The organism is Pseudomonas sp. Root71, assembly GCF_001429045.1.
In the GTDB taxonomy this organism is placed as follows: domain Bacteria; phylum Pseudomonadota; class Gammaproteobacteria; order Pseudomonadales; family Pseudomonadaceae; genus Aquipseudomonas; species Aquipseudomonas monachiensis.
Genome location: NZ_LMHY01000007.1, coordinates 39,818 through 57,975 on the forward strand (window position 1 = coordinate 39,818; position 18,158 = coordinate 57,975).

15 protein-coding genes are annotated in these 18,158 nt (G+C 61.9%); 6 read left to right on the plus strand and 9 right to left on the minus strand.

Going from position 1 to position 18,158, the window contains the following annotated elements:
- Positions 1 to 40 precede the first annotated feature (40 nt).
- From glyA to ASD95_RS08080, 4 genes are all read left to right on the plus strand, one after another.
- Entirely contained in the window at positions 41 to 1,297 is a 1,257-nt protein-coding gene (glyA, locus tag ASD95_RS08065; protein ID WP_056723752.1) for a serine hydroxymethyltransferase, read from the plus strand.
- Between the two features lie 168 nt (positions 1,298 to 1,465).
- Positions 1,466 to 2,455, plus strand: coding sequence for a lipoyl synthase (gene lipA / locus ASD95_RS08070; protein ID WP_056723755.1), 990 nt, complete (start codon positions 1,466 to 1,468; stop codon positions 2,453 to 2,455).
- Positions 2,456 to 2,488: 33 nt separating this feature from the next.
- Positions 2,489 to 3,247 (plus strand): M15 family metallopeptidase, encoded by a 759-nt coding sequence (locus ASD95_RS08075; RefSeq protein WP_056723757.1) that lies wholly within the window; start codon positions 2,489 to 2,491, stop codon positions 3,245 to 3,247.
- Positions 3,244 to 3,960 carry a L,D-transpeptidase family protein gene (locus ASD95_RS08080; RefSeq protein ID WP_056723759.1) on the plus strand — a complete coding sequence of 239 codons (717 nt, stop codon included), beginning with the start codon at positions 3,244 to 3,246 and terminating at the stop codon, positions 3,958 to 3,960. The genes ASD95_RS08075 and ASD95_RS08080 overlap by 4 nt, the downstream gene beginning before the upstream one ends.
- A 34-nt stretch (positions 3,961 to 3,994) precedes the next feature.
- Here the strand turns inward: ASD95_RS08080 and ASD95_RS08085 are convergent, their stop codons facing one another.
- From ASD95_RS08085 to ASD95_RS08115, 7 genes are all read right to left on the minus strand, one after another.
- Positions 3,995 to 5,383 (minus strand): purine-cytosine permease family protein, encoded by a 1,389-nt coding sequence (locus tag ASD95_RS08085; RefSeq protein ID WP_056723762.1) that lies wholly within the window; start codon positions 5,381 to 5,383, stop codon positions 3,995 to 3,997.
- A gap of 46 nt (positions 5,384 to 5,429) precedes the next feature.
- On the minus strand, positions 5,430 to 6,170 hold the full coding sequence (locus tag ASD95_RS08090; RefSeq protein ID WP_056723764.1) for a TorF family putative porin: 741 nt from the start codon (positions 6,168 to 6,170) through the stop codon (positions 5,430 to 5,432).
- 106 nt (positions 6,171 to 6,276) lie between these two features.
- The gene (locus ASD95_RS08095; protein ID WP_056723766.1) at positions 6,277 to 8,016 is read right to left on the minus strand and encodes an amidohydrolase; all 1,740 of its coding nucleotides are present in this window, start codon (positions 8,014 to 8,016) and stop codon (positions 6,277 to 6,279) included.
- A gap of 18 nt (positions 8,017 to 8,034) precedes the next feature.
- The gene (locus ASD95_RS08100) at positions 8,035 to 9,831 is read right to left on the minus strand and encodes an amidohydrolase (RefSeq protein WP_056723769.1); all 1,797 of its coding nucleotides are present in this window, start codon (positions 9,829 to 9,831) and stop codon (positions 8,035 to 8,037) included.
- Between the two features lie 201 nt (positions 9,832 to 10,032).
- On the minus strand, positions 10,033 to 11,055 hold the full coding sequence (locus ASD95_RS08105) for a helix-turn-helix transcriptional regulator (RefSeq protein WP_056723771.1): 1,023 nt from the start codon (positions 11,053 to 11,055) through the stop codon (positions 10,033 to 10,035).
- Positions 11,056 to 11,141: 86 nt separating this feature from the next.
- Entirely contained in the window at positions 11,142 to 11,984 is an 843-nt protein-coding gene (locus ASD95_RS08110) for a nitrilase family protein (RefSeq protein ID WP_056723772.1), read from the minus strand.
- Positions 11,981 to 13,480: a purine-cytosine permease family protein gene (locus ASD95_RS08115; RefSeq protein WP_056723774.1), complete on the minus strand. Its 1,500-nt coding sequence runs from the start codon at positions 13,478 to 13,480 to the stop codon at positions 11,981 to 11,983. The genes ASD95_RS08110 and ASD95_RS08115 overlap by 4 nt, the downstream gene beginning before the upstream one ends.
- Positions 13,481 to 13,680: 200 nt before the next feature.
- On the opposite strand from ASD95_RS08115, the gene ASD95_RS08120 reads away from it, so the two are divergent.
- Entirely contained in the window at positions 13,681 to 14,583 is a 903-nt protein-coding gene (locus tag ASD95_RS08120; RefSeq protein WP_056723776.1) for a LysR family transcriptional regulator, read from the plus strand.
- 580 nt (positions 14,584 to 15,163) lie between these two features.
- On the opposite strand, the gene ASD95_RS08125 is transcribed toward ASD95_RS08120, so the two are convergent.
- Positions 15,164 to 15,697 carry a cysteine hydrolase family protein gene (locus ASD95_RS08125; protein ID WP_056723777.1) on the minus strand — a complete coding sequence of 178 codons (534 nt, stop codon included), beginning with the start codon at positions 15,695 to 15,697 and terminating at the stop codon, positions 15,164 to 15,166.
- 69 nt (positions 15,698 to 15,766) lie between these two features.
- A complete protein-coding gene (ggt, locus tag ASD95_RS08130; RefSeq protein ID WP_056723779.1) occupies positions 15,767 to 17,494 on the minus strand; it encodes a gamma-glutamyltransferase in 1,728 nt (575 codons plus the stop codon).
- A gap of 136 nt (positions 17,495 to 17,630) precedes the next feature.
- Between ggt and ASD95_RS08135 the strand changes: the two genes are divergently transcribed.
- A complete protein-coding gene (locus ASD95_RS08135) occupies positions 17,631 to 18,143 on the plus strand; it encodes a methylated-DNA--[protein]-cysteine S-methyltransferase (protein ID WP_056723781.1) in 513 nt (170 codons plus the stop codon).
- Positions 18,144 to 18,158 lie beyond the last annotated feature (15 nt).

Consider the following 18,158-nt stretch of genomic DNA (forward strand, 5'->3'; position numbering starts at 1 on the left):
CCCTCCCGGGCATTTCCCGAATCCGCAAAAGGACCACACCATGTTCAGCAAACACGACCAGATCAAAGGCTATGACGACGAACTGCTGGCGGCGATGAACGCCGAGGATGCGCGGCAGGAACACCATATCGAACTGATCGCCTCGGAAAACTACACCAGCCAGCGGGTGATGGAGGCACAAGGCAGCGGCCTGACCAACAAGTACGCCGAAGGGTATCCGGGCAAGCGTTACTACGGCGGCTGCGAGCACGTCGATGTGGTCGAGCAACTGGCCATCGACCGCGCCAAACAACTGTTCGGCGCCGACTATGCCAACGTCCAGCCGCACTCCGGCAGCCAGGCCAACGCCGCAGTTTATCTGGCATTGCTGCAAGCCGGCGACACCGTGCTGGGCATGAGCCTGGCCCACGGCGGTCACCTGACCCACGGCGCCAAGGTGAGTTTTTCCGGCAAGCTGTACAACGCCGTGCAGTACGGCATCGACACTACCACGGGCCTGATCGATTACGACGAAGTCGAGCGCCTGGCGGTCGAGCACAAGCCGAAGATGATCATCGCCGGGTTCTCGGCCTATTCGAAGACCCTGGACTTCCCGCGTTTCCGCCAGATCGCCGATAAGGTCGGTGCGTACTTCTTCGTCGACATGGCCCACGTCGCCGGGCTGGTGGCAACCGGTCTGTACCCCAATCCCCTGCCCTACGCCGACGTGGTCACCACGACCACCCACAAGACCCTGCGCGGCCCCCGTGGCGGCCTGATTCTGGCCAAGGCCAATGCGGAGCTTGAGAAAAAATTCAACGCCGCGGTATTCCCCGGCGGCCAGGGCGGCCCGCTGATGCACGTGATCGCCGCCAAGGCCGTGTGCTTCAAGGAAGCGTTGGAGCCGGCATTCAAGACTTATCAGGCGCAAGTGATCCGTAACGCCCAGGCGATGGCGCAGGTGTTTATCGAGCGCGGTTATGACGTGGTGTCTGGCGGCACGGATAACCACTTGTTCCTGGTCAGCCTGATCCGTCAGGGCCTCACCGGCAAAGACGCCGACGCCGCCCTCGGCCGTGCCGGCATCACTGTGAACAAGAACGCCGTGCCCAACGATCCGCAATCGCCGTTCGTGACCTCGGGCTTGCGCATCGGCACGCCGGCAATCACCAGCCGTGGCTTCAAGGAAGCGCAGAGCATTGCGTTGGCCGGCTGGATCTGCGACATCCTCGATCACCTTGGCGATGCCGATATCGAGGCCAATGTCGCCCGGCAGGCGGCCGCCCTGTGTGCCGACTTCCCGGTCTACCGCGACTGAGCACACAACACAAAAACCCTGTGGGAAAAAACTCTGTGGGAGCGAGCTTGCTCGCGATGGCGGACTTTCATTCAACATCAATGCTGAATGTAATGGCCTCATCGCGAGCAAGCTCGCTCCCACAGGGTCTCCCACAGGTTCTGCTCCCTGCTGCACAAGGAAAGCATCATGAATGCCATTGTCGAATCGACCGGCAAGAGCCCGGCGAAAGTGGAAATCGGCACCAAGCTGCGCGGCGCGCAAAAGGTCGCACGGATTCCGGTGAAGATCATTCCCACGGATGAATTCCCGCGCAAGCCCGACTGGATTCGTGTGCGCATGCCGATCTCTCCCGAGGTCGACCGGATCAAGCAGCTGTTGCGCAAGCACAAGCTGCACAGCGTCTGCGAAGAAGCCTCGTGCCCGAACCTCGGTGAATGTTTTTCCGGTGGCACGGCGACCTTCATGATCATGGGCGACATCTGCACCCGTCGCTGCCCGTTCTGCGATGTCGGCCATGGCCGGCCCAAGCCGCTGGACGTCAACGAGCCGATGAACCTGGCCGTGGCCATCGCCGAGCTGCGCCTGAAGTACGTGGTGATCACCTCGGTGGACCGCGACGATTTGCGCGACGGTGGTGCCCGACACTTTGTCGATTGCCTGCGGGAAATCCGCAAGCTGTCCCCCGGCATTCAACTGGAAACCCTGGTGCCGGATTATCGCGGACGCATGGACGTGGCCCTGGCGATCACCGCCAGTGAGCCCCCGGACGTATTCAACCACAACCTGGAAACCGTACCGCGCCTGTACAAGGCCGCGCGGCCGGGTTCGGACTTCGAGTGGTCGCTGGACCTGCTGCAGAAATTCAAGCAAGCGGTGCCCCATGTGCCGACCAAATCCGGCCTGATGCTGGGTCTGGGCGAGACCGACGAAGAAGTCATCGAGGTCATGCAGCGCATGCGCGAGCACGAGATCGACATGCTGACCCTCGGCCAATACCTGCAACCCTCGCGCAGTCACTTGCCGGTGCAGCGCTTCGTGCACCCGGACACCTTTGCCTGGTTCGCCGAGGAAGGCACGCGCATGGGCTTCAAGAACGTGGCGTCCGGGCCGCTGGTGCGTTCGTCCTATCACGCCGATCAACAACTTCATGGAGGTACGGACGGTTTCAAGCCATGATGCAATGACTGGTCATGCATGGAGCCGCTTCCGATGTTTCGTTCACCCTGTCTGTTGTTGCTGTGCCTGAGCCTTGCCACGTCGTGCATGGCCGACGAATCGAAACCCGGGCACATGGTGTATGTGCGCAGTGTCGACCCGGGCATCGAGCAGGACATCCGCTACGCCAGCGCGCACAACTTCACCGGGCACCCGCTCGACGGTTACCAGGCAGCGGAATGCCTGCTGTCGGCGGATGCTGCGAAGGCGTTAGCCAGAGTGCAAAGCTCGCTGAAAGCCGAAGGCTACGGCTTGAAGGTATTCGATTGTTATCGCCCGACCCGCGCGGTGGCGGACATGGGCCGCTTCGCCAGCGAACCTGGCGACTCGCTCAAGACCGAGTTCTACCCCCGGGTCGACAAGCAGGACTTCTGGCGCCTGGGGTATGTGGCCCGGGTGTCCAATCATTCCCGGGGAAACACCGTCGACCTGACCCTGACCGGCCCCGAGGCCCTGCCCGCCGACACCTGGACGCCTTCGGCCACGCCGGTGGATTGCACCGCCCCTTACGGCCAGCGCTGGCACGACGGCGCCCTCGACATGGGCACCGGTTTCGATTGCTTCGATGAGCGGGCGCACACCGACTCGGCGCTGATCAACGCCACGGCCAAAGCCAATCGCCAGCGCCTGACCAGTGCCATGGCCAAGGAAGGCTTTGTGGGTTATTCGGCCGAGTGGTGGCACTTCACGTACAGCGGGAATCCGCCGAAGCCGGACGTCATGGACTTCCCCATCACGCCGCTTGCACCATGAACATTCTGCTCAAGGCTCTGTCGGTGGCGCTGTTTCCGCTGGCCGCAATGGCTCAGGGACTCGACGGCAGCGACCAACTGATCGTGGTCACCAGTAAAAGCTGGGATGACATCCAGGGCACTGCCCAGCGCTATGAGCGGCACGGGCAAACCTTCCGGAAATTCGAAGCGCCCTTTGCAGTCGTTCTCGGCAAGAACGGCATGGGCTGGGGCAAGGGGCTGCTCGATATCGAGCAACCTGAAGGACCGGTAAAACAGGAAGGCGATGGCAAGACGCCGGCTGGGATGTTCAAGCTGGGCACGGCGTTCGGCTACGCGCCTTCGGCCGACACCCGCCTGCCTTATCTAGCGTTGACGCCGACCATCGAATGCGTGGATGACAGCCAGTCCACGCGTTACAACGAACTGGTCGACGGAGCAGTGGTCGATAAAGGCTGGAACAGCTCCGAACGGATGCGCCGCTCGGATGAGTTGTACCGCCAAGGCATCGTCATCCAGCACAACACTCCGGCCACGCCCGCTGCCGGCTCATGCATTTTCTTCCATATCTGGCGCGGCCCCAGTGCACCGACCCGTGGTTGTACAGCCATGGATCCGGCGAACATCGCGCAACTGTTCGACTGGCTGGACCCGGGCAAATCCCCGGTGCTGGTGCAACTGCCCGAAGCGCAGTACGAACAGTTGCGTGAGCACTGGAAACTACCAAAGCGCTAGTCAACTCGCCACAAGAGCTCATCGTTCTCTCTGATTAACCCCGCTCAACCGCCACCGCACTCATCGACGGCTTGGCCAGCGCGTAATAGATCACCCCCGGCACCAGCAGCCCGACGATCCAGGAAATATCCACGCCGCCCAGTTGCGCAACCATTGGCCCGGAGTAGAAATGGGTGTCGACAAAGGGCAACTGGATCAACACGCCGATCACATAGACGCTGATCCCCAGCACGTTCCAGCGACCGTAGCGCCCGTTCGGATCGGACAGCGCCGGGATGTCGTAACGCTCCTTGTTGATGAAGTAGTAATCCACCAGGTTGATCGCGCTCCACGGGGTGAAGAACGTCAGCAAAAACAGGATGAAGTACTTGAACGAGTTGAGGAACGAGTACTGCCCCAGCAATGCCAGCGCGGTGGACGCCGCGACGATCAGCAGCACAAACAGCATGCGCTGGCGGGCGGTGATTTCCAGGCGACGACGAAAGCCGCTGATGATGGTGGCGATGCACATGAAACTGCCGTAGGCGTTGAGGGTGGACACCGTGACCTTGCCGAACACAATGCTCAGGTACAACAAGGACGCGATCACACCGCTACTGCCCAGGCCGACAATGGTCGCCACTTCGTGCCCGCGGAAACTGGCCCCGGCCAGTGCGGCGGCGAACACCCCCAGCACCATCGAAGTCTGGGCCCCCAGCACTGTGCCGAGGCCCACGGCGGTGAAGGTTTTCCAGGATGAGGTCTTGCTCGGCAGGTAGCGCGAATAGTCCGCCACGTAGGGGCCGAAGGCGATCTGCCAGGACGCCGAGAGCGAAACCGCCAGCAGGAAGGTGCTCCAGCCGAAATGACGATTGTCGAGCAGCAGGCCGATGTCGTTGAGGGTCATCAACCGGGTGAACAGGTAGGCGAAGGCGATGATGCCCAGCACGCTGGCCACTCGCCCGACCAGGTGAATCACCCGATAGCCGAAGATCGTCAGGAACGCGATGCTCGCCGCGAAGATCAGGATGCCGGTGCTGTCGCTGACACTGATCAATTGCGCGATCGCCTGCCCCGACAGCACCGCGCCGGTGGCGCTGAACCCGAGGTACATCAGGCACACCAAAACAATCGGGATCGCCGCGCCATACACCCCGAACTGCACGCGGCTGGAGATCATCTGCGGTAAGCCGAGCTTCGGCCCTTGCGCCGCGTGCAGCGCCACCACGGCACCACCGAGCACTTGCCCGATCAGCAGGCCGATCAGCGACCAGAACACATCGCCGCCCAGCACCACGGCCAGGGCGCCGGTGACGATGGCGGTGATTTGCAGGTTGGCGCCGAGCCACAGGGTGAACTGGCTGTAGAGACTGCCGTGTCGCTCAGCCTCGGGAATGAAATCAATCGAGCGGGTCTCGATCAGGGGACTGCGTTGCGCACTCATGACGGTGTTTCCTTTGTGGAACTGTTTTTGTTGTCAGGGACGGAATTTAAAAGGTCTTGGTTGCGCTGGCTACAACTGTCGCCGAACAGAGGTCGTCATAGCCGTACCAACTGCTGCACTCGCTTTTCGACAGGTCGGTGTCGACGTAGCTCAGCCCCCAGGTGACGCCGACGAAGTCGCGGGTCAGCTTGGCTTCCCACTCGTAGTAAGACTCACGGCTATCGCCATTGGCGGACCAGAACGCGGGGTCGTTCACATCGTTGCGCCCAAAGCGCAAATCCAGGCCGACTTCGGCCGGCAAATCGATTTTGTAACCCACGTAGGTGTAAAGGGTGTCCTGGTCCTCGCCGAAGAAGTTCGGCGTGTCCTTGGAGTAATAGGCACCCAGCTTCACACCGTACAGATCGAGAACGGCATACGCCTCGCTGAGGTTGAATTCGGAATTTTTCGGGTAGTCGTACTTGATGTAGCCCAGGTCCAGGCTGATGGCGTCCGTGGCCTGCCAGTAGTAACCGGCGTAGTACTCACGCTCCTGGCGGGTGTCGAAGCCGCCGCCGAAATCGACGTTGGAGGTCCAGGCGCCGATGTACAGGCCGCTGCTGTGCAGCAGCGTTGCTCCGCCCTGCACCGCCGGATCGCCCAGGGTCTGCGAGATCCCCCGGGTGCGGTAGTCGCTGACGACGCCCAGGGTCATCTCCAGGCTGAAATCATCGTTGAGGGCCAGGGCCTGGCTGGTCAGGGGGGCCAGTGCGAGTGCTGCGAGGGTCAATGCTGAAAGTGCGTTCATACAGTTCTCTTGTTGTTATGGCGTACGGGGAATTTCAGGCATGGCGATGCCAGGCCCCTCGCTCTACGAGGGGCTGGCAGTTTTTGCGGTGTTGGGTGTACGCAGGTCAGGATGCGGGGGCGTAGACCTGCTTGCCGGCGAAGAACGTGTTCAGGACTTTGGTTTCGAACAGGTCGTCATCGCTGACCTTGAACACGTCGCGGTCGAGGATGATCAGGTCGGCCTGCTTGCCCGGTGCCAGCGAACCGATCTGCTGCTCCAGGCGCAGGGTTTTCGCCGCGTTGATGGTGTAGGCATAGAACATGGTCTGGCGGTCGATGCTTTCCTTGGCATTGAGTACGCCCAACGGACCTTTGCGTGTGCTGGCCTGGGCAATGGCGTTGAACGGATTGGCGCTCGACACCGGCCAGTCGCTACCACCGGCAATCGTCGCGCCGGCGTTATGCAGGGACCGCGCGGGATACTGGTAACCGTAGGCAAAGGCGCTGATGTAAGGCTTGACCAGTTCGACGGTGTAGGACTCTCCGGTGGCCCACAGCAGTTGCATCGAAGCGATCACGCCCAGTTCCTTGAAGCGTGGAAACTCCTTGGGATTGACCAGTTGCAGGTGCGCGACGCTGTGGGGTACAGGCGTCGGGCTGAGCTTGCGCGCATACGCCACGCCATTGAGCGCTTCACGCACCGCCCGGTCGCCGACGGCGTGCATGTGCACGATCCAGCCGCGTTTTTCCGCCGCCACCACCAGCTCGCCAAAGTGCGCCGGGTCGGTCAGCAACTGACCATTTTTATGGCTGTTCTTGAACGGCACGATAACCGCTGCGGTTTGCCCCGGGAATTCAAGAATGCCGTCGACAAACACCTTGATGCCGGGGAACGTCAGGTTAGGCACGCCCTCGAACTGCTTCATCACCGTGGCGATCACTTCCAGGTCGGCAGGTTTGCTCTTCGGATTGGTGACCATCAACGCGGCGACGTGGGCGCTGAGTTCGCCGTTCTGCGCCAGCTCCTTGTACAGCGGCAGCACGCCGACACTTTCGGCGGTGGCATGGAAATCGAACAGCGAATCTTCGCCGCCGCCGTTCGCCGCAGCGTCCATCCAGGCAGTGACGCCGAATTGGTTGTTGATCTTCACCGCCTCGCGAGCGGCCTTGAGCATCGCCTCCGGAGTAGGCGCCGGAATCCCGTTGCGCACCACATCCCAACGGGATTCGGCGAAGTAGCCGTTCGGCGTGAAGTCCGCTTCATGGCCGACGAAGCTGCGTTCTTTCTCCGGCAGGCTCTTGACCAGCGCCGCGTCGATGTTCAGGCGCTTGAGCATCGCATTGTTAGCCCAACCGGTGTGGCCGTCGATGCCGCTGAAGACGATGGGCTGATCAGCCCAACGCCCCTGGTTGAACACCTTGCCCAGTTCACGGCTCTTCTCCCAGTAGGCCGAACTGACCCCGGCCACGCTGATCACATCACCGGAACGGGCACGTCCGGCCTTGTCCTCTTCGATCAACCACTGCTCCAGTTCCGGCAAGGGTTTGACCTCGTCCAGCAGGTTGGCCTTCATGCTGTCGAAAGCGCCCGAGACCGGGTGGCTGTGGGTGTCGATCATGCCCGGCATCAACACTTTGCCCGCCAGGTCGATGCGCTGGGTCTTGGCATCGGCCAGGGCATTGATTTCGGCATCGCTGCCCACTTTCAGAATCTTGCCGTCTTGCACCGCAACAGCCTGCACCAGTGCCTGGCCGGGTTCGGCGGTAAAGACCTTGCCGTTGAACAACACCAGGTCAGCGGCGGCCATGGCCTGCACCGACGACAAGGCCAGCGCGGCGGCCAACAGGTTTGGAATCAATCGCATTGGAACGCTCTCTAGTTTTTATGGGGCGGATCGGGAAGTGACCGCTTGGGAAACCACGTGTGGCGCAAGCCCCAGGAACGGCGCCTTGGCCCACACGACCTTGCCGCCGACCAGCGTCAGCAGCACGTCATTGCGGCCCAGTTCCTCCTCGGGCACCTGCATGAAGTTCTTGTCGAGCACGATCAGGTCAGCGAACTTGCCGACTTCAACCGAACCCAGCACCGCGTCCAGCTTCAGCTGTTCGGCGGAGTTGAGGGTGATGCTGCGCAGCGCCTCGGCTCGCGACAGCGCCGGATCGGTGTTGAGTCGCCCTGCATATTTGGGGCCATAGCTGTGCGGATTGGTCGGGTCGCCGGAACGGGTGACACCGACTTTCAGCGCCAGGAACTCATCGAGGGGATCGACCGGCCAATCGCTGCCAAACGCCACGCGACCACCGGCATGGGCGATGCTGCCCGAGGGCTCCATGCGCGCAAATCGCTCGGCGCCAAGGTGGTCACTGGTGCCGTCGACCGTGGACGGTGCCTGCTGTGCCCACTGGAACGACATGGTGGCCGTGACGTCCAGTGCCTTGAAGCGTGAATAGTCGGCAGGGTCGACCGACTCGGCGTGTGCGATGGCCGGGCGGAAATCAGTAACTGGCAGTTCCTTGCGCACGTAGGCCACGCTGTCCAGTGCATCGCGCACCGCGCGCTCGCCGGTGGCATGCAGGTGCGGATCGAAACCGGCCTTGACCGCTTGCAGCAACAACGGATTGAGCACTTGCGGCGGGAAGTACAGTTCGCCCAGGTTCTTGCCCGGCGTCCACTTCGGCGCCTTGTCGGTGCCGCTATTGTGCAGGTACGGGGTCAACATGGCGCCGGTGTCCGCCGGGGCATTGATGATGCCGTCCATGAACAGTTTGACGTGGCGCATGTTCACGCCCGGCGCGACATGTACTTCGCCCTGATCGTAGGTGCTGGCCAGGGCCTTGGCCTCGGCGATGGTTTTCACCGGGTCGGCGGCAGCGGCGGCCGGGTCCAGCTTGATCGCCAGCAAGGCCCGGGCGGTCAGCTCGCCGGACTTTTGCAGGCTGGTGAAGGCTTTGCCGTTTTCCGGGCCGGACAGCGCATCCATGAAACTGGTGATGCCTTGCTGGCGCATGGCGTCGAGGGCTGCGCGAACCTGATTGAGTTTTTCCGCGTCGGTCGCAGGTGGCACCACGGCGGCCAGCGATTCGGCGGCGCCGTCTTCACAGATGCCGTTCGGGTTGCCGGCGCTGTCGCGGCGGTATTTGCCGTCTTCGGGGTCGGCGGTGTTCTTGTTGATGCCGGCCAGCTCCAGGCCGCGAGAGTTGGTCAGCACGGTGTGGAAGTCGGTGGAGCGCACCTGGATCGGACGCTTGGTCTTGAGCGCGTCCAGGGTCGATTTGTCGGCGTCGCCGTCGAGCCCGGTCATGCCCATGCGATCCCAGCTGCCCACTTCCAGCCAGACATCCGGGCCCTTGTCCTTGTCGGCATCGAGGCAGGACTGGATGCTCGCCTGAAACTGCGCGCGGGTCATGGTCTGGTATTTCAGGTCGCACAAGGTCATGGCGCGACCGCCATCTCCCGGGTGCATGTGCGCATCGACGAAGCCCGGCATCAGCATGCGCCCGGCCAGGTCGATCAGTTGTGTCTGCTTGCCGATGTAAGCGTCGACCCCGGCATCGCTGCCGACATAGACGATCTTGCCGCCCGAAATGGCAATGGCCTGCTGCACCGAATTCTGGCCATCGACGGTGTAGACGTAGCCATTGCGCATGACCGTGTCGGCGGGTGTCGCCGCCAACGCCATGCCGGAAAATGCCGTCGTCGCCGCAACGGCGACAAAAAGCCTGGAAAGTCTCAAATGCCTCACCCCTGTTCTTATTGTTTTGAAGCGGCCCGAAGCGACTGCGCCGGCCCCTGATAGACAGGGCCTACCCTATAGGGCGCAGCGTTCGAATGGACCTCTGCAAATGAGGAGGGGTAAGGCAAATAATTGAAACGACTGGGATTAATCCCGGCGCACGGACTCCGCCAGCGCACCCGGTGAACGCAGCGCCGAGCCCAGTTCCACCTTGCTTTTCACACCCAGTTGCAAGTAGCAATTGCGCAAATAAGTGCGCACGGTCGCGGGGCTCAGGGCGAGCATTTTGGCGATTTCCTTGTAGGAGTGCCCGGCGGCGAACAGCATCGCTGCCGTGCGCTCCCGTGGCGCCAAACCGTCCCCACCCGACGGTGCTTCAAGGGACAGGATGACGTGTCCGGCGTTGGGGCTCAGGGTCAGGGCGCAGCGGCCCAGGCGGATCACGCAGGGCGCCTTCGCCAGTTGCGCGATCACCTCGCCCGGCAGCATTGAACCGCTCCAGCCGGGTAATTCCCGTTGAATGGCGGCGCACAACCTGGCGCCCACATACAACAGGCTGCCGTCCATGCGCGCGACGCCAAAATCACTCGCGCCGTTTTCGCTATCGAAGCGAATCATGTCCTGCACCTGGAACCGCCACAGCTGGAACAGGTGATCGCAGAACGCCGAAAACAGCTCGGCTTCATGCTCCTCGAATGCCTGTTCATGCTGGCCACGGTAGAGGCAGACGAAAAACATCAAGCCGCTTTCGGGCAGCTCATAGGTGATGCTCATCAAGTGGTAGAGATCGTAGCGCCGGGCGAAATCGTTGACGGCTTCGCACGGGTCGTTGAAACCGTTGTCGCGCACCACCTCACCGGGACGATTGAGCGTGGCGTGGGAGAACTGGTCGTTTGCCGCCACCGGATGCCATTCGGCGGCAAAGGATTCGGGGAGATTGATGCTGCCGTGCATCCAGCTCTGAGGGGGGACATCAGGGCCTGGCGTCGACATCTCCCCCCACCAGGCAGACGCGAAGGGCACCAGTTGAGCGAATGCCTGCAGGCCATCGGCGATGAATCGCGACGCCCCGCTCTCCCGCGCCAGCCGGCCAAGGTGCAATACGCAATGATTGAACGCCTTGAGCGTGACCATCGTCGCGTCACCGTCGACTTTATTTCCCTCCCCCATCATTGCGATCCCGTTCACTGCATGGCTTTTCGTTTCGACGATGCCATGGCCCGTGATGGGCGTCCAGCACGCAATGACATCAATGCTTACAAGGTGCTGTGCAGCCCGTACAGCTGCGGCCGGCGGTCCTTGTGCAGATCATTGCGCGCGCTGATGCGCTTGTTGCGCGCTTCGGTAAGGTTCAGCGTGGCCAGCAACATCTGCTCGCCGCCCTGCTCCGCGGGCCCGGCCAACGGGTAGCCGTCGGCGTCGACGATGACCGAACCCTGGACCCAGCCGACCCCGCGCTCATGGCCATAGCGATCACAGGCGGCGATGAACATGCGGTTGACCGAGGCATTGGCCTGCACCCGCAGCACTTCGGCCGGGCGCTCGGTCTGCGGCCGCGGACCGTCGGGCCAGTTGACCGGCGCACACAGCAGATCGGCCCCGGCCAGCGCCGGTAGACGCACCCACTCGGGGAATTCCAGGTCGTAGCAAATCAGCATGCCCAACCGTCCATGCAGCGTTTCGACCACCGGCGGTGGCGCATCGCCAGCCGTGAAGATGTCCTTCTCGGCATCCCACAGATGGGCCTTGCGATACACCGCGCGCAGGCCATTGGCGTCGATCATCGCCGCGCTGTTGGCCAGTTCGTCGCCGGGCAGGCGCTCGCAAAAACCGCCGACGATCACCAGGTTCAGCTCACGGGCCAGGGCCTGCCACAGTTGCAAGGTCGGGTCATCTGTTGTTTCCGCCAGCGACAGCGCCTCAAAGCGGTCGGCAAACAGATAGCCGCTCTGCACCAGCTCGGGCAGCACCACGACCTGGGCGCCCTGTAAGGCTGCCTGGCGAATCGCGCGTTCGGTGAGCGTGCGGTTATAGGCCAGGTCGCCGATTTTCGGTGCCAGTTGGCAGCAGGCGACCACGGTGTTTTTTGCGCTGTTCAACGCCCTGCCTCCGCAGATGAATGGGTCATGGCGACAATGTCGCTCTCGCTGAGCGCATCGATCACCCGGCGTTCGGCGGCCAGATCAATCGAGCGGCTGAGCAGGTAGTAGGTCAGCCCCGAAACCACCAGGCCTACCAGCCAGGCGATGTCCACGCCTTCCAGCACTCGCGCCAGCGGGCCGACGAACACCTCTTTGCCGGCGGCGGCATCGTAGATGTAGAAGAACGGCACCATGGCGGCGAAGCCGATCAGGTACGAGACGATGCCGCGAAATTGCCAGGCGCCGTAGATGCCGTTTGGCGTGAAGAAATGCGGTATCGCATAACGGCCCTTGCGCACGAAGAAGTAGTCCACCAGGTTGACGGCGGTCCACGGCACGAGGAAGTACAGCAACAACACCAGGAAGGTGTTCAACAGCGCGATGCCGTCACCTTTGATCGACAGCACGCAGGTCAACAGAATCACGCTGATCACACTGATCGACAGCACGCGGGCGCGGGGTGTCGGGGTGATTTTCCTGATCGAGTCGACACCGGTCAGCAGCGTCAGCATGGCGCTGTAGGTGTTGAGGGCGATGATCGGCAGGAAGCCCGCCACCGAGACGATCACCAGCAGATTGCCCAGCCCCGGCACCATCGAGGAGCCGACCTGGTTCAACGCCACCAGTGCATCCGCTGCTTTGAGCTCCTGGGCCAGCCAGGCGCCGAGGCCGATCATCCAGCTGCCGGACAACGAGGCACCGATGAACACCGCCGCGATCAGTTTTGCCCGGCTGGTGTTTTTCGGCAGGTAGCGGGAATAGTCAGACACGTAGGGGGCATAGGAAATGTTGTAGCTGGCACCGATGGCGAACAGCGTGGCGAAGGCCACCCAGTTGAAGCCCAGGTCGGTCGCCGGCGTGACGCCTTCCTGGCCCGCGCCGAACATCAGGGCGATGGTCACCAGTGCATACAGCGGCAAGGTCGCCAGCAAGGCCCACTTGAAGGCCTTGTGCATCAGGTCGTGGCCGTAGATCGACAACAATGCGCCGATCAGCACCACAGCAACGGCGACGAGGGTCGGGTCAATGCCGAACACATGCTCCAGGCCATTCATGATCAGCGAGATGTTCACCACGTTGAAACCGACGAACACAAACATCGTCGCCATCAACGCCAGGATCACCCCGCGATAGCCGAACTGGGCGCGGGACTGGATCATCTGCGGCAGGCCCATTTCCGGGCCCTGGGAGCCGTGGAACGCCATGAAAATGGTGCCGAACATAATGCCCAGGGCACCGGCCAGCATGGTCCACAGTGCCGACAAGCCGAGGCTCGGGCCGACAAAACCTATGGAGATGGTGAAGAAGTGGAAATTGCCCAGGAACCAGAAAGGCCCCTGACTGCTGAGTTTGGCGTGACGTTCGTTTTCCGGGATGTAGTCGATGGAGTGGCCTTCGATGGCCAACCCGCCGCTCGCCTCGGTGGCGTGCGCAGACACTGGGGAACCTGACATACGATTGTTCCTATGCTGTTGTTTGTTGTTTTTGTGGGTACAGCGCTCGCTACGACGTCCAGTTCAGGTGAAACTCCAGAAAAAGCTGACGATGACGCTGGTTTCACGGCAATGTAGGGCGTGAGTCCGGGCAATAAAATATCGCAGGCACACTGTTCACATAGATCAGCATCTATGTAAGCGAGAATCGGGAGCCCCCCATGCTGGGAACTGTAACGGAGCTGGATCTGCGCCTGATCCGGGTATTTCTGACCGTCGTCGAAGCGGGCGGCATCTCGGCGGCGCAAACCGCCCTCAACACCACGCAACCCACGATCAGCGCGCAGCTGGCAACGCTCGAAGCCCGGGTTGGTTTCCGCTTGTGCGAACGCGGGCGCGGCGGGTTTTCGGTAACGCCCAAAGGCACTCAGTTCATCGACGCGGCCCGGCGCTTGCTGGCGGCGGCCGAAGGCTTTCGGGTCGAGGTGCAGCACATCAACCGCAAAGTCTCGGGCAGCATCAACATCGGCCTGCTGGGGCAAATCGATCCGGTGGCGAACAGGAAAATCGGCCAGGCCATTGCCCGTTTGCGGGCACGGCACGAGGGCTTGTACTTCCATTTCACCGAGCTGTCATCGTCGCTGCTGGAAGAAAAAATCATCAACGGCCATATCGACCTGGCCATCGGTTACTTCTGGCATCGCTTGCCCAGCATCGATTATTTCCCGCTGTTCCCGGAAACCCAGATTGCCTACTGCGCGCCCTCGCACCCGCTGTTCGGGCAAGTCGGCGCGCTGACCCGCGACGATGTCAGCGGGTTCGACTGGGTCTGGCCGAGCCATCCCCTGCCGGAAATGCCGGCCCCCACGTCCATCGAACGCCTGACCGTGCTCACCGACAGCATGGACGGCGCAGCCCTGCTGATCCTGTCCGGCCAGCACCTGGGGTTTCTGCCGCAGCACTACGCGACCCGCCATGAACAGCTGGGGCAGCTACACCCGCTGAACCCGGACCTGTTGCGCTATGAGGTCAGCTTTCATGCGGCGGTGCGGCATTCGGCGCGGCAGCGGGATCTGGTGAGCGCGTTTCTGAATGAGCTGATCGAGATTTTCGGAGCGGTGTAAGTCCTTTGGGAGCGAGYTTGCTCGCGATGGCGGTGGGTCAATCAATATCAATGCTGGCTGTAATGACGTCATCGCGAGCAAGCTCGCTCCCACAGGGGTTAGTGGGTGTACGCGAAATTCTGCCAGCGACCGRAATTACTGTGGGAGCGAGCTTGCTCGCGATAGCGGTGGGTCAATCAATATCAATGCTGGCTGTAATGACGTCATCGCGAGCAAGCTCGCTCCCACAGGGGTTAGTGGGTGTACRCGAAATCTGCCAGCGACCGAAATTACTGTGGGAGCGAGCTTGCTCGCGATRGCGGTGGGTCAATCAATATCAATGCTGGCTGTAATGACGTCATCGCGAGCNGAGCTTGCTCGCGATGGCGGTGGGTCAATCAATATCAATGCTGGCTGTAATGACGTCATCGCGAGCAAGCTCGCTCCCACAGGGGTTAGTGGGTGAACGCAACATCTGCGAACAACCGGGATTACTGTGGGAGCGAGCTTGCTCGCGATAGCGGTAAGTCAGCCAGCATCAATGTTGAATGTGCTGGCATCATCGCGAGCAGGCTCGCTCCCACAGGGAAACAGGGTGGGTTCAGAAGTGGATGTCCTTGGCCGGGACCACATCGATCCGCGCCACGGAACCGGTGAGGTGCGCCAGGTCCTTGTTGTGCTCGGCGATGATGTCTTCGGCGGTCAGGTTGCCGTTGTCGACGGTGGAATGCGCGTCGCCCGCCAGCACCACGTCGTAACCCAGTTTCAGGGCCTGGCGCACGGTGGCGTTGACGCAATAGTCGGTCTGCAGGCCACAGATGACCAGGCGCTCGAAGTCCTCCTTCGGCAACAGTTTTTGCAGGTTGGTCTGGTAGAACGAATCCCCGGTGGTCTTGCGTACGCGGTGGTCCTTGGGCGTGGTTTCCAGCCCGTCGGCCAGTTGCCAGCCGGCAGCCTCATGCGCCAGCGGGCTGCCCGCTTCTTCGTGCTGGATCAGCACCACGGGCACGCCCGCCTTGCGCGCCCGGGCAGAAAGGTCGTTGATGGTGTTGATGACCCGTCCAATCTCGAAGCACTCGTATTCACCGGAACACAAAGCCTGTTGGACGTCGATGATTAACAACGCAGTGGTCATGATTTCCTTCCTTGAATTGTCGATGGATCAGGGGACGAACATAAGCCCGTCCCCCTCCGGACACAACCCTCAATAACCCAGCGACAACCCGGTGTTACGCCGTGGGTCGTTCGCCCCGTAGAAACGGTTCTTGCCTACCGGCTTGCCACCCAGGGACGGCGCGCCGACCAGGATCGCCGCCAAGTGGTTGGCATCCTGTGGACCGGCGAACTTGTGGCCCCAGCTCTCGAGGATTTTCACCGTGTCCGGGCTGGTGGTGAAGGCTTCCAGGTTGGTTTCCTCCGGCAGCCACTGCTGGTGGAAACGCGGCGCATCCACCGCTTCCTGGATGTTCATGCCGTAGTCGATCACATTGAGCATGGTCAACAAGGTCGCGGTAATGATGCGGCTGCCACCCGGAGTGCCGACCACCATCACCACTTTGCCGTCCTTGGTGACGATGGTCGGGCTCATGGACGACAGCGGCGCCTTGCCGGGCGCGATGGCGTTGGCCTCGCCCTGCACCAGGCCGTACATGTTCGGTACGCCGATCTTCGAGGTGAAGTCGTCCATTTCATCGTTGAGGATGACTCCGGTCTTGCTCGCCATCACGCCGGCACCGAACCAGTCGTTGAGGGTGTAGGTCACCGACACCGCGTTGCCCCACTTGTCGACGATGGAGTAATGGGTGGTGTTGTTGCCTTCATGGGGCGCTACACCGGGCTTGAGTTCGCTGGATATCGCGGCTTTTTGTGGCTTGATCGCGTCGCGCAGCTTGGTCGCGTAGTTTTTATCCAGCAGGTGGGCAATCGGGTTCTTCACGAAGTCCGGGTCGCCCAGGTAGCTGTTGCGGTCCACATAGGCGTGGCGCATCGCCTCGATCTGATAGTGCATGCCCTGGGCCGAGTGGTAGCCCAGGTCCTTCATCGGATAGCCTTCGAGGATGTTCATGATCTCGCAGATCACCACGCCGCCGGAGCTCGGTGGCGGTGCGGAAACCACGTGGTAGCCACGGTAGTCACACTCGATGGGCGCCAGTTCACGGGTCTTGTATTTGTCGAGGTCGGCCTGGGTGATGATGCCCTTGTTGGCCTGGCTAGAGGTGACGATGGCGTCCGCCACCCAACCTTTATAGAAACCGTCGGCGCCTTTCTCGGAGATCTCCCGCAAGGTCTTGCTCAGGTCCTTTTGCACCAGTTTCTGGCCGACCTGCATCGGCTCGCCTTTGCTCAGGAAGATCGCGCCGGAATCCTTGATGTCCTTCTTGAACATGTCGGTGGCGTAGTCCAGCAGATCGACATCCCCCTGCTCCAGCACGAAACCGTCTTCGGCCAGCTTGATGGCCGGGGCGATGATTTCCTTGCGCGGCTTGGTGCCGTACTTGGACAGCGCCAGTTCCATGCCCGACACGGTGCCCGGCACGCCCACGGCCAGGTGGCCACGGGTACTCAGGTCGGGAACGACGTTGCCCTCCTTGTCCAGGTACATGTTGGCGGTAGCGGCCAGCGGCGCTTTTTCACGGAAGTCGAGGAAGGTCTTGCGTCCGTCCGCCAGTTGAATGGTCATGAAACCACCGCCGCCGAGGTTGCCTGCCGCGGGGTACACCACCGCCAGCGCATAGCCGACCGCGACCGCCGCATCCACGGCGTTGCCGCCGTTCTTGAGCACATCCACGCCCACATGGCTGGCCAGGTGCTGGGCCGTGACCACCATGCCGTTTTCCCCGGTAGCCGGGGCCACCGAGGCGGCATGGGCGGTCAGGCAGCTGAGCGCCAACGAGGTCGCAATCAGCGATTTGGCAAAAGGTTCGTACTTCATGAGTCGGTCTCTTCTTGTCATTAAACAGGGGAACGTTTCAAAAGCCGTAGCCAAGTATGGTCGGGATTACGTATTGCGCCTCCCCGTCGAGGCAGTATCCTTAACACCTGTTCAGCAATTTTGCGCGAGCCCTGGCATGACCTATACCTGCACCACCGTGGATTCACCCGTGGGCCAGTTGAAGCTGGTCGCGAACGGTTCACGACTGGCGGCCATCCTCTGGGAAAACGACAAACCCGGGCGAGTGCGCCTGGGGCCGATGAGCGAAGCGCCGGACAACCCGATCCTGGTGCGCACGGCTGCGCAGTTGCGCGAGTATTTTTCCGGCAGTCGCGATCGCTTCGAACTGGAGCTGGATTTTGCCGGTACGCAATTCCAGAAGAAGGTCTGGGCGGCGCTGCTGACCATCCCGTTCGGCGAGACCCGCAGCTACAGCCAGATCGCCGAACAGATCGGCAACCCGGCGGCGGTCAGGGCAGTGGGTGCGGCGAATGGCAAGAACCCGATTTCGATCGTGGCGCCCTGTCATCGGGTGATAGGCGCGTCGGGCAAGCTCACCGGGTTTGCCGGCGGGCTTGAGGCGAAGGCGTTGTTGCTCACACTTGAAGGTGGGCAAAGGCCTGGCACCGCACGGTTCCCAGGCTTTTGATCTTGTAGGAGCTGC

Coding starts and splice junctions, on each gene's coding strand:
- ASD95_RS08090 (WP_056723764.1), bottom strand. CDS start 6,170: ATGAACGCACTTTCAGCATTGACCCTCGCAGCACTCGCACTGGCCCCC.
- glyA (WP_056723752.1), top strand. CDS start 41: ATGTTCAGCAAACACGACCAGATCAAAGGCTATGACGACGAACTGCTG.
- ASD95_RS08100 (WP_056723769.1), bottom strand. CDS start 9,831: ATGGCGTTGGCGGCGACACCCGCCGACACGGTCATGCGCAATGGCTAC.
- ASD95_RS08085 (WP_056723762.1), bottom strand. CDS start 5,383: ATGAGTGCGCAACGCAGTCCCCTGATCGAGACCCGCTCGATTGATTTC.
- ggt (WP_056723779.1), bottom strand. CDS start 17,494: ATGAAGTACGAACCTTTTGCCAAATCGCTGATTGCGACCTCGTTGGCG.
- ASD95_RS08095 (WP_056723766.1), bottom strand. CDS start 8,016: ATGCGATTGATTCCAAACCTGTTGGCCGCCGCGCTGGCCTTGTCGTCG.
- ASD95_RS08135 (WP_056723781.1), top strand. CDS start 17,631: ATGACCTATACCTGCACCACCGTGGATTCACCCGTGGGCCAGTTGAAG.
- ASD95_RS08080 (WP_056723759.1), top strand. CDS start 3,244: ATGAACATTCTGCTCAAGGCTCTGTCGGTGGCGCTGTTTCCGCTGGCC.
- ASD95_RS08075 (WP_056723757.1), top strand. CDS start 2,489: ATGTTTCGTTCACCCTGTCTGTTGTTGCTGTGCCTGAGCCTTGCCACG.
- ASD95_RS08115 (WP_056723774.1), bottom strand. CDS start 13,480: ATGTCAGGTTCCCCAGTGTCTGCGCACGCCACCGAGGCGAGCGGCGGG.
- ASD95_RS08125 (WP_056723777.1), bottom strand. CDS start 15,697: ATGACCACTGCGTTGTTAATCATCGACGTCCAACAGGCTTTGTGTTCC.
- lipA (WP_056723755.1), top strand. CDS start 1,466: ATGAATGCCATTGTCGAATCGACCGGCAAGAGCCCGGCGAAAGTGGAA.
- ASD95_RS08105 (WP_056723771.1), bottom strand. CDS start 11,055: ATGGGGGAGGGAAATAAAGTCGACGGTGACGCGACGATGGTCACGCTC.
- ASD95_RS08120 (WP_056723776.1), top strand. CDS start 13,681: ATGCTGGGAACTGTAACGGAGCTGGATCTGCGCCTGATCCGGGTATTT.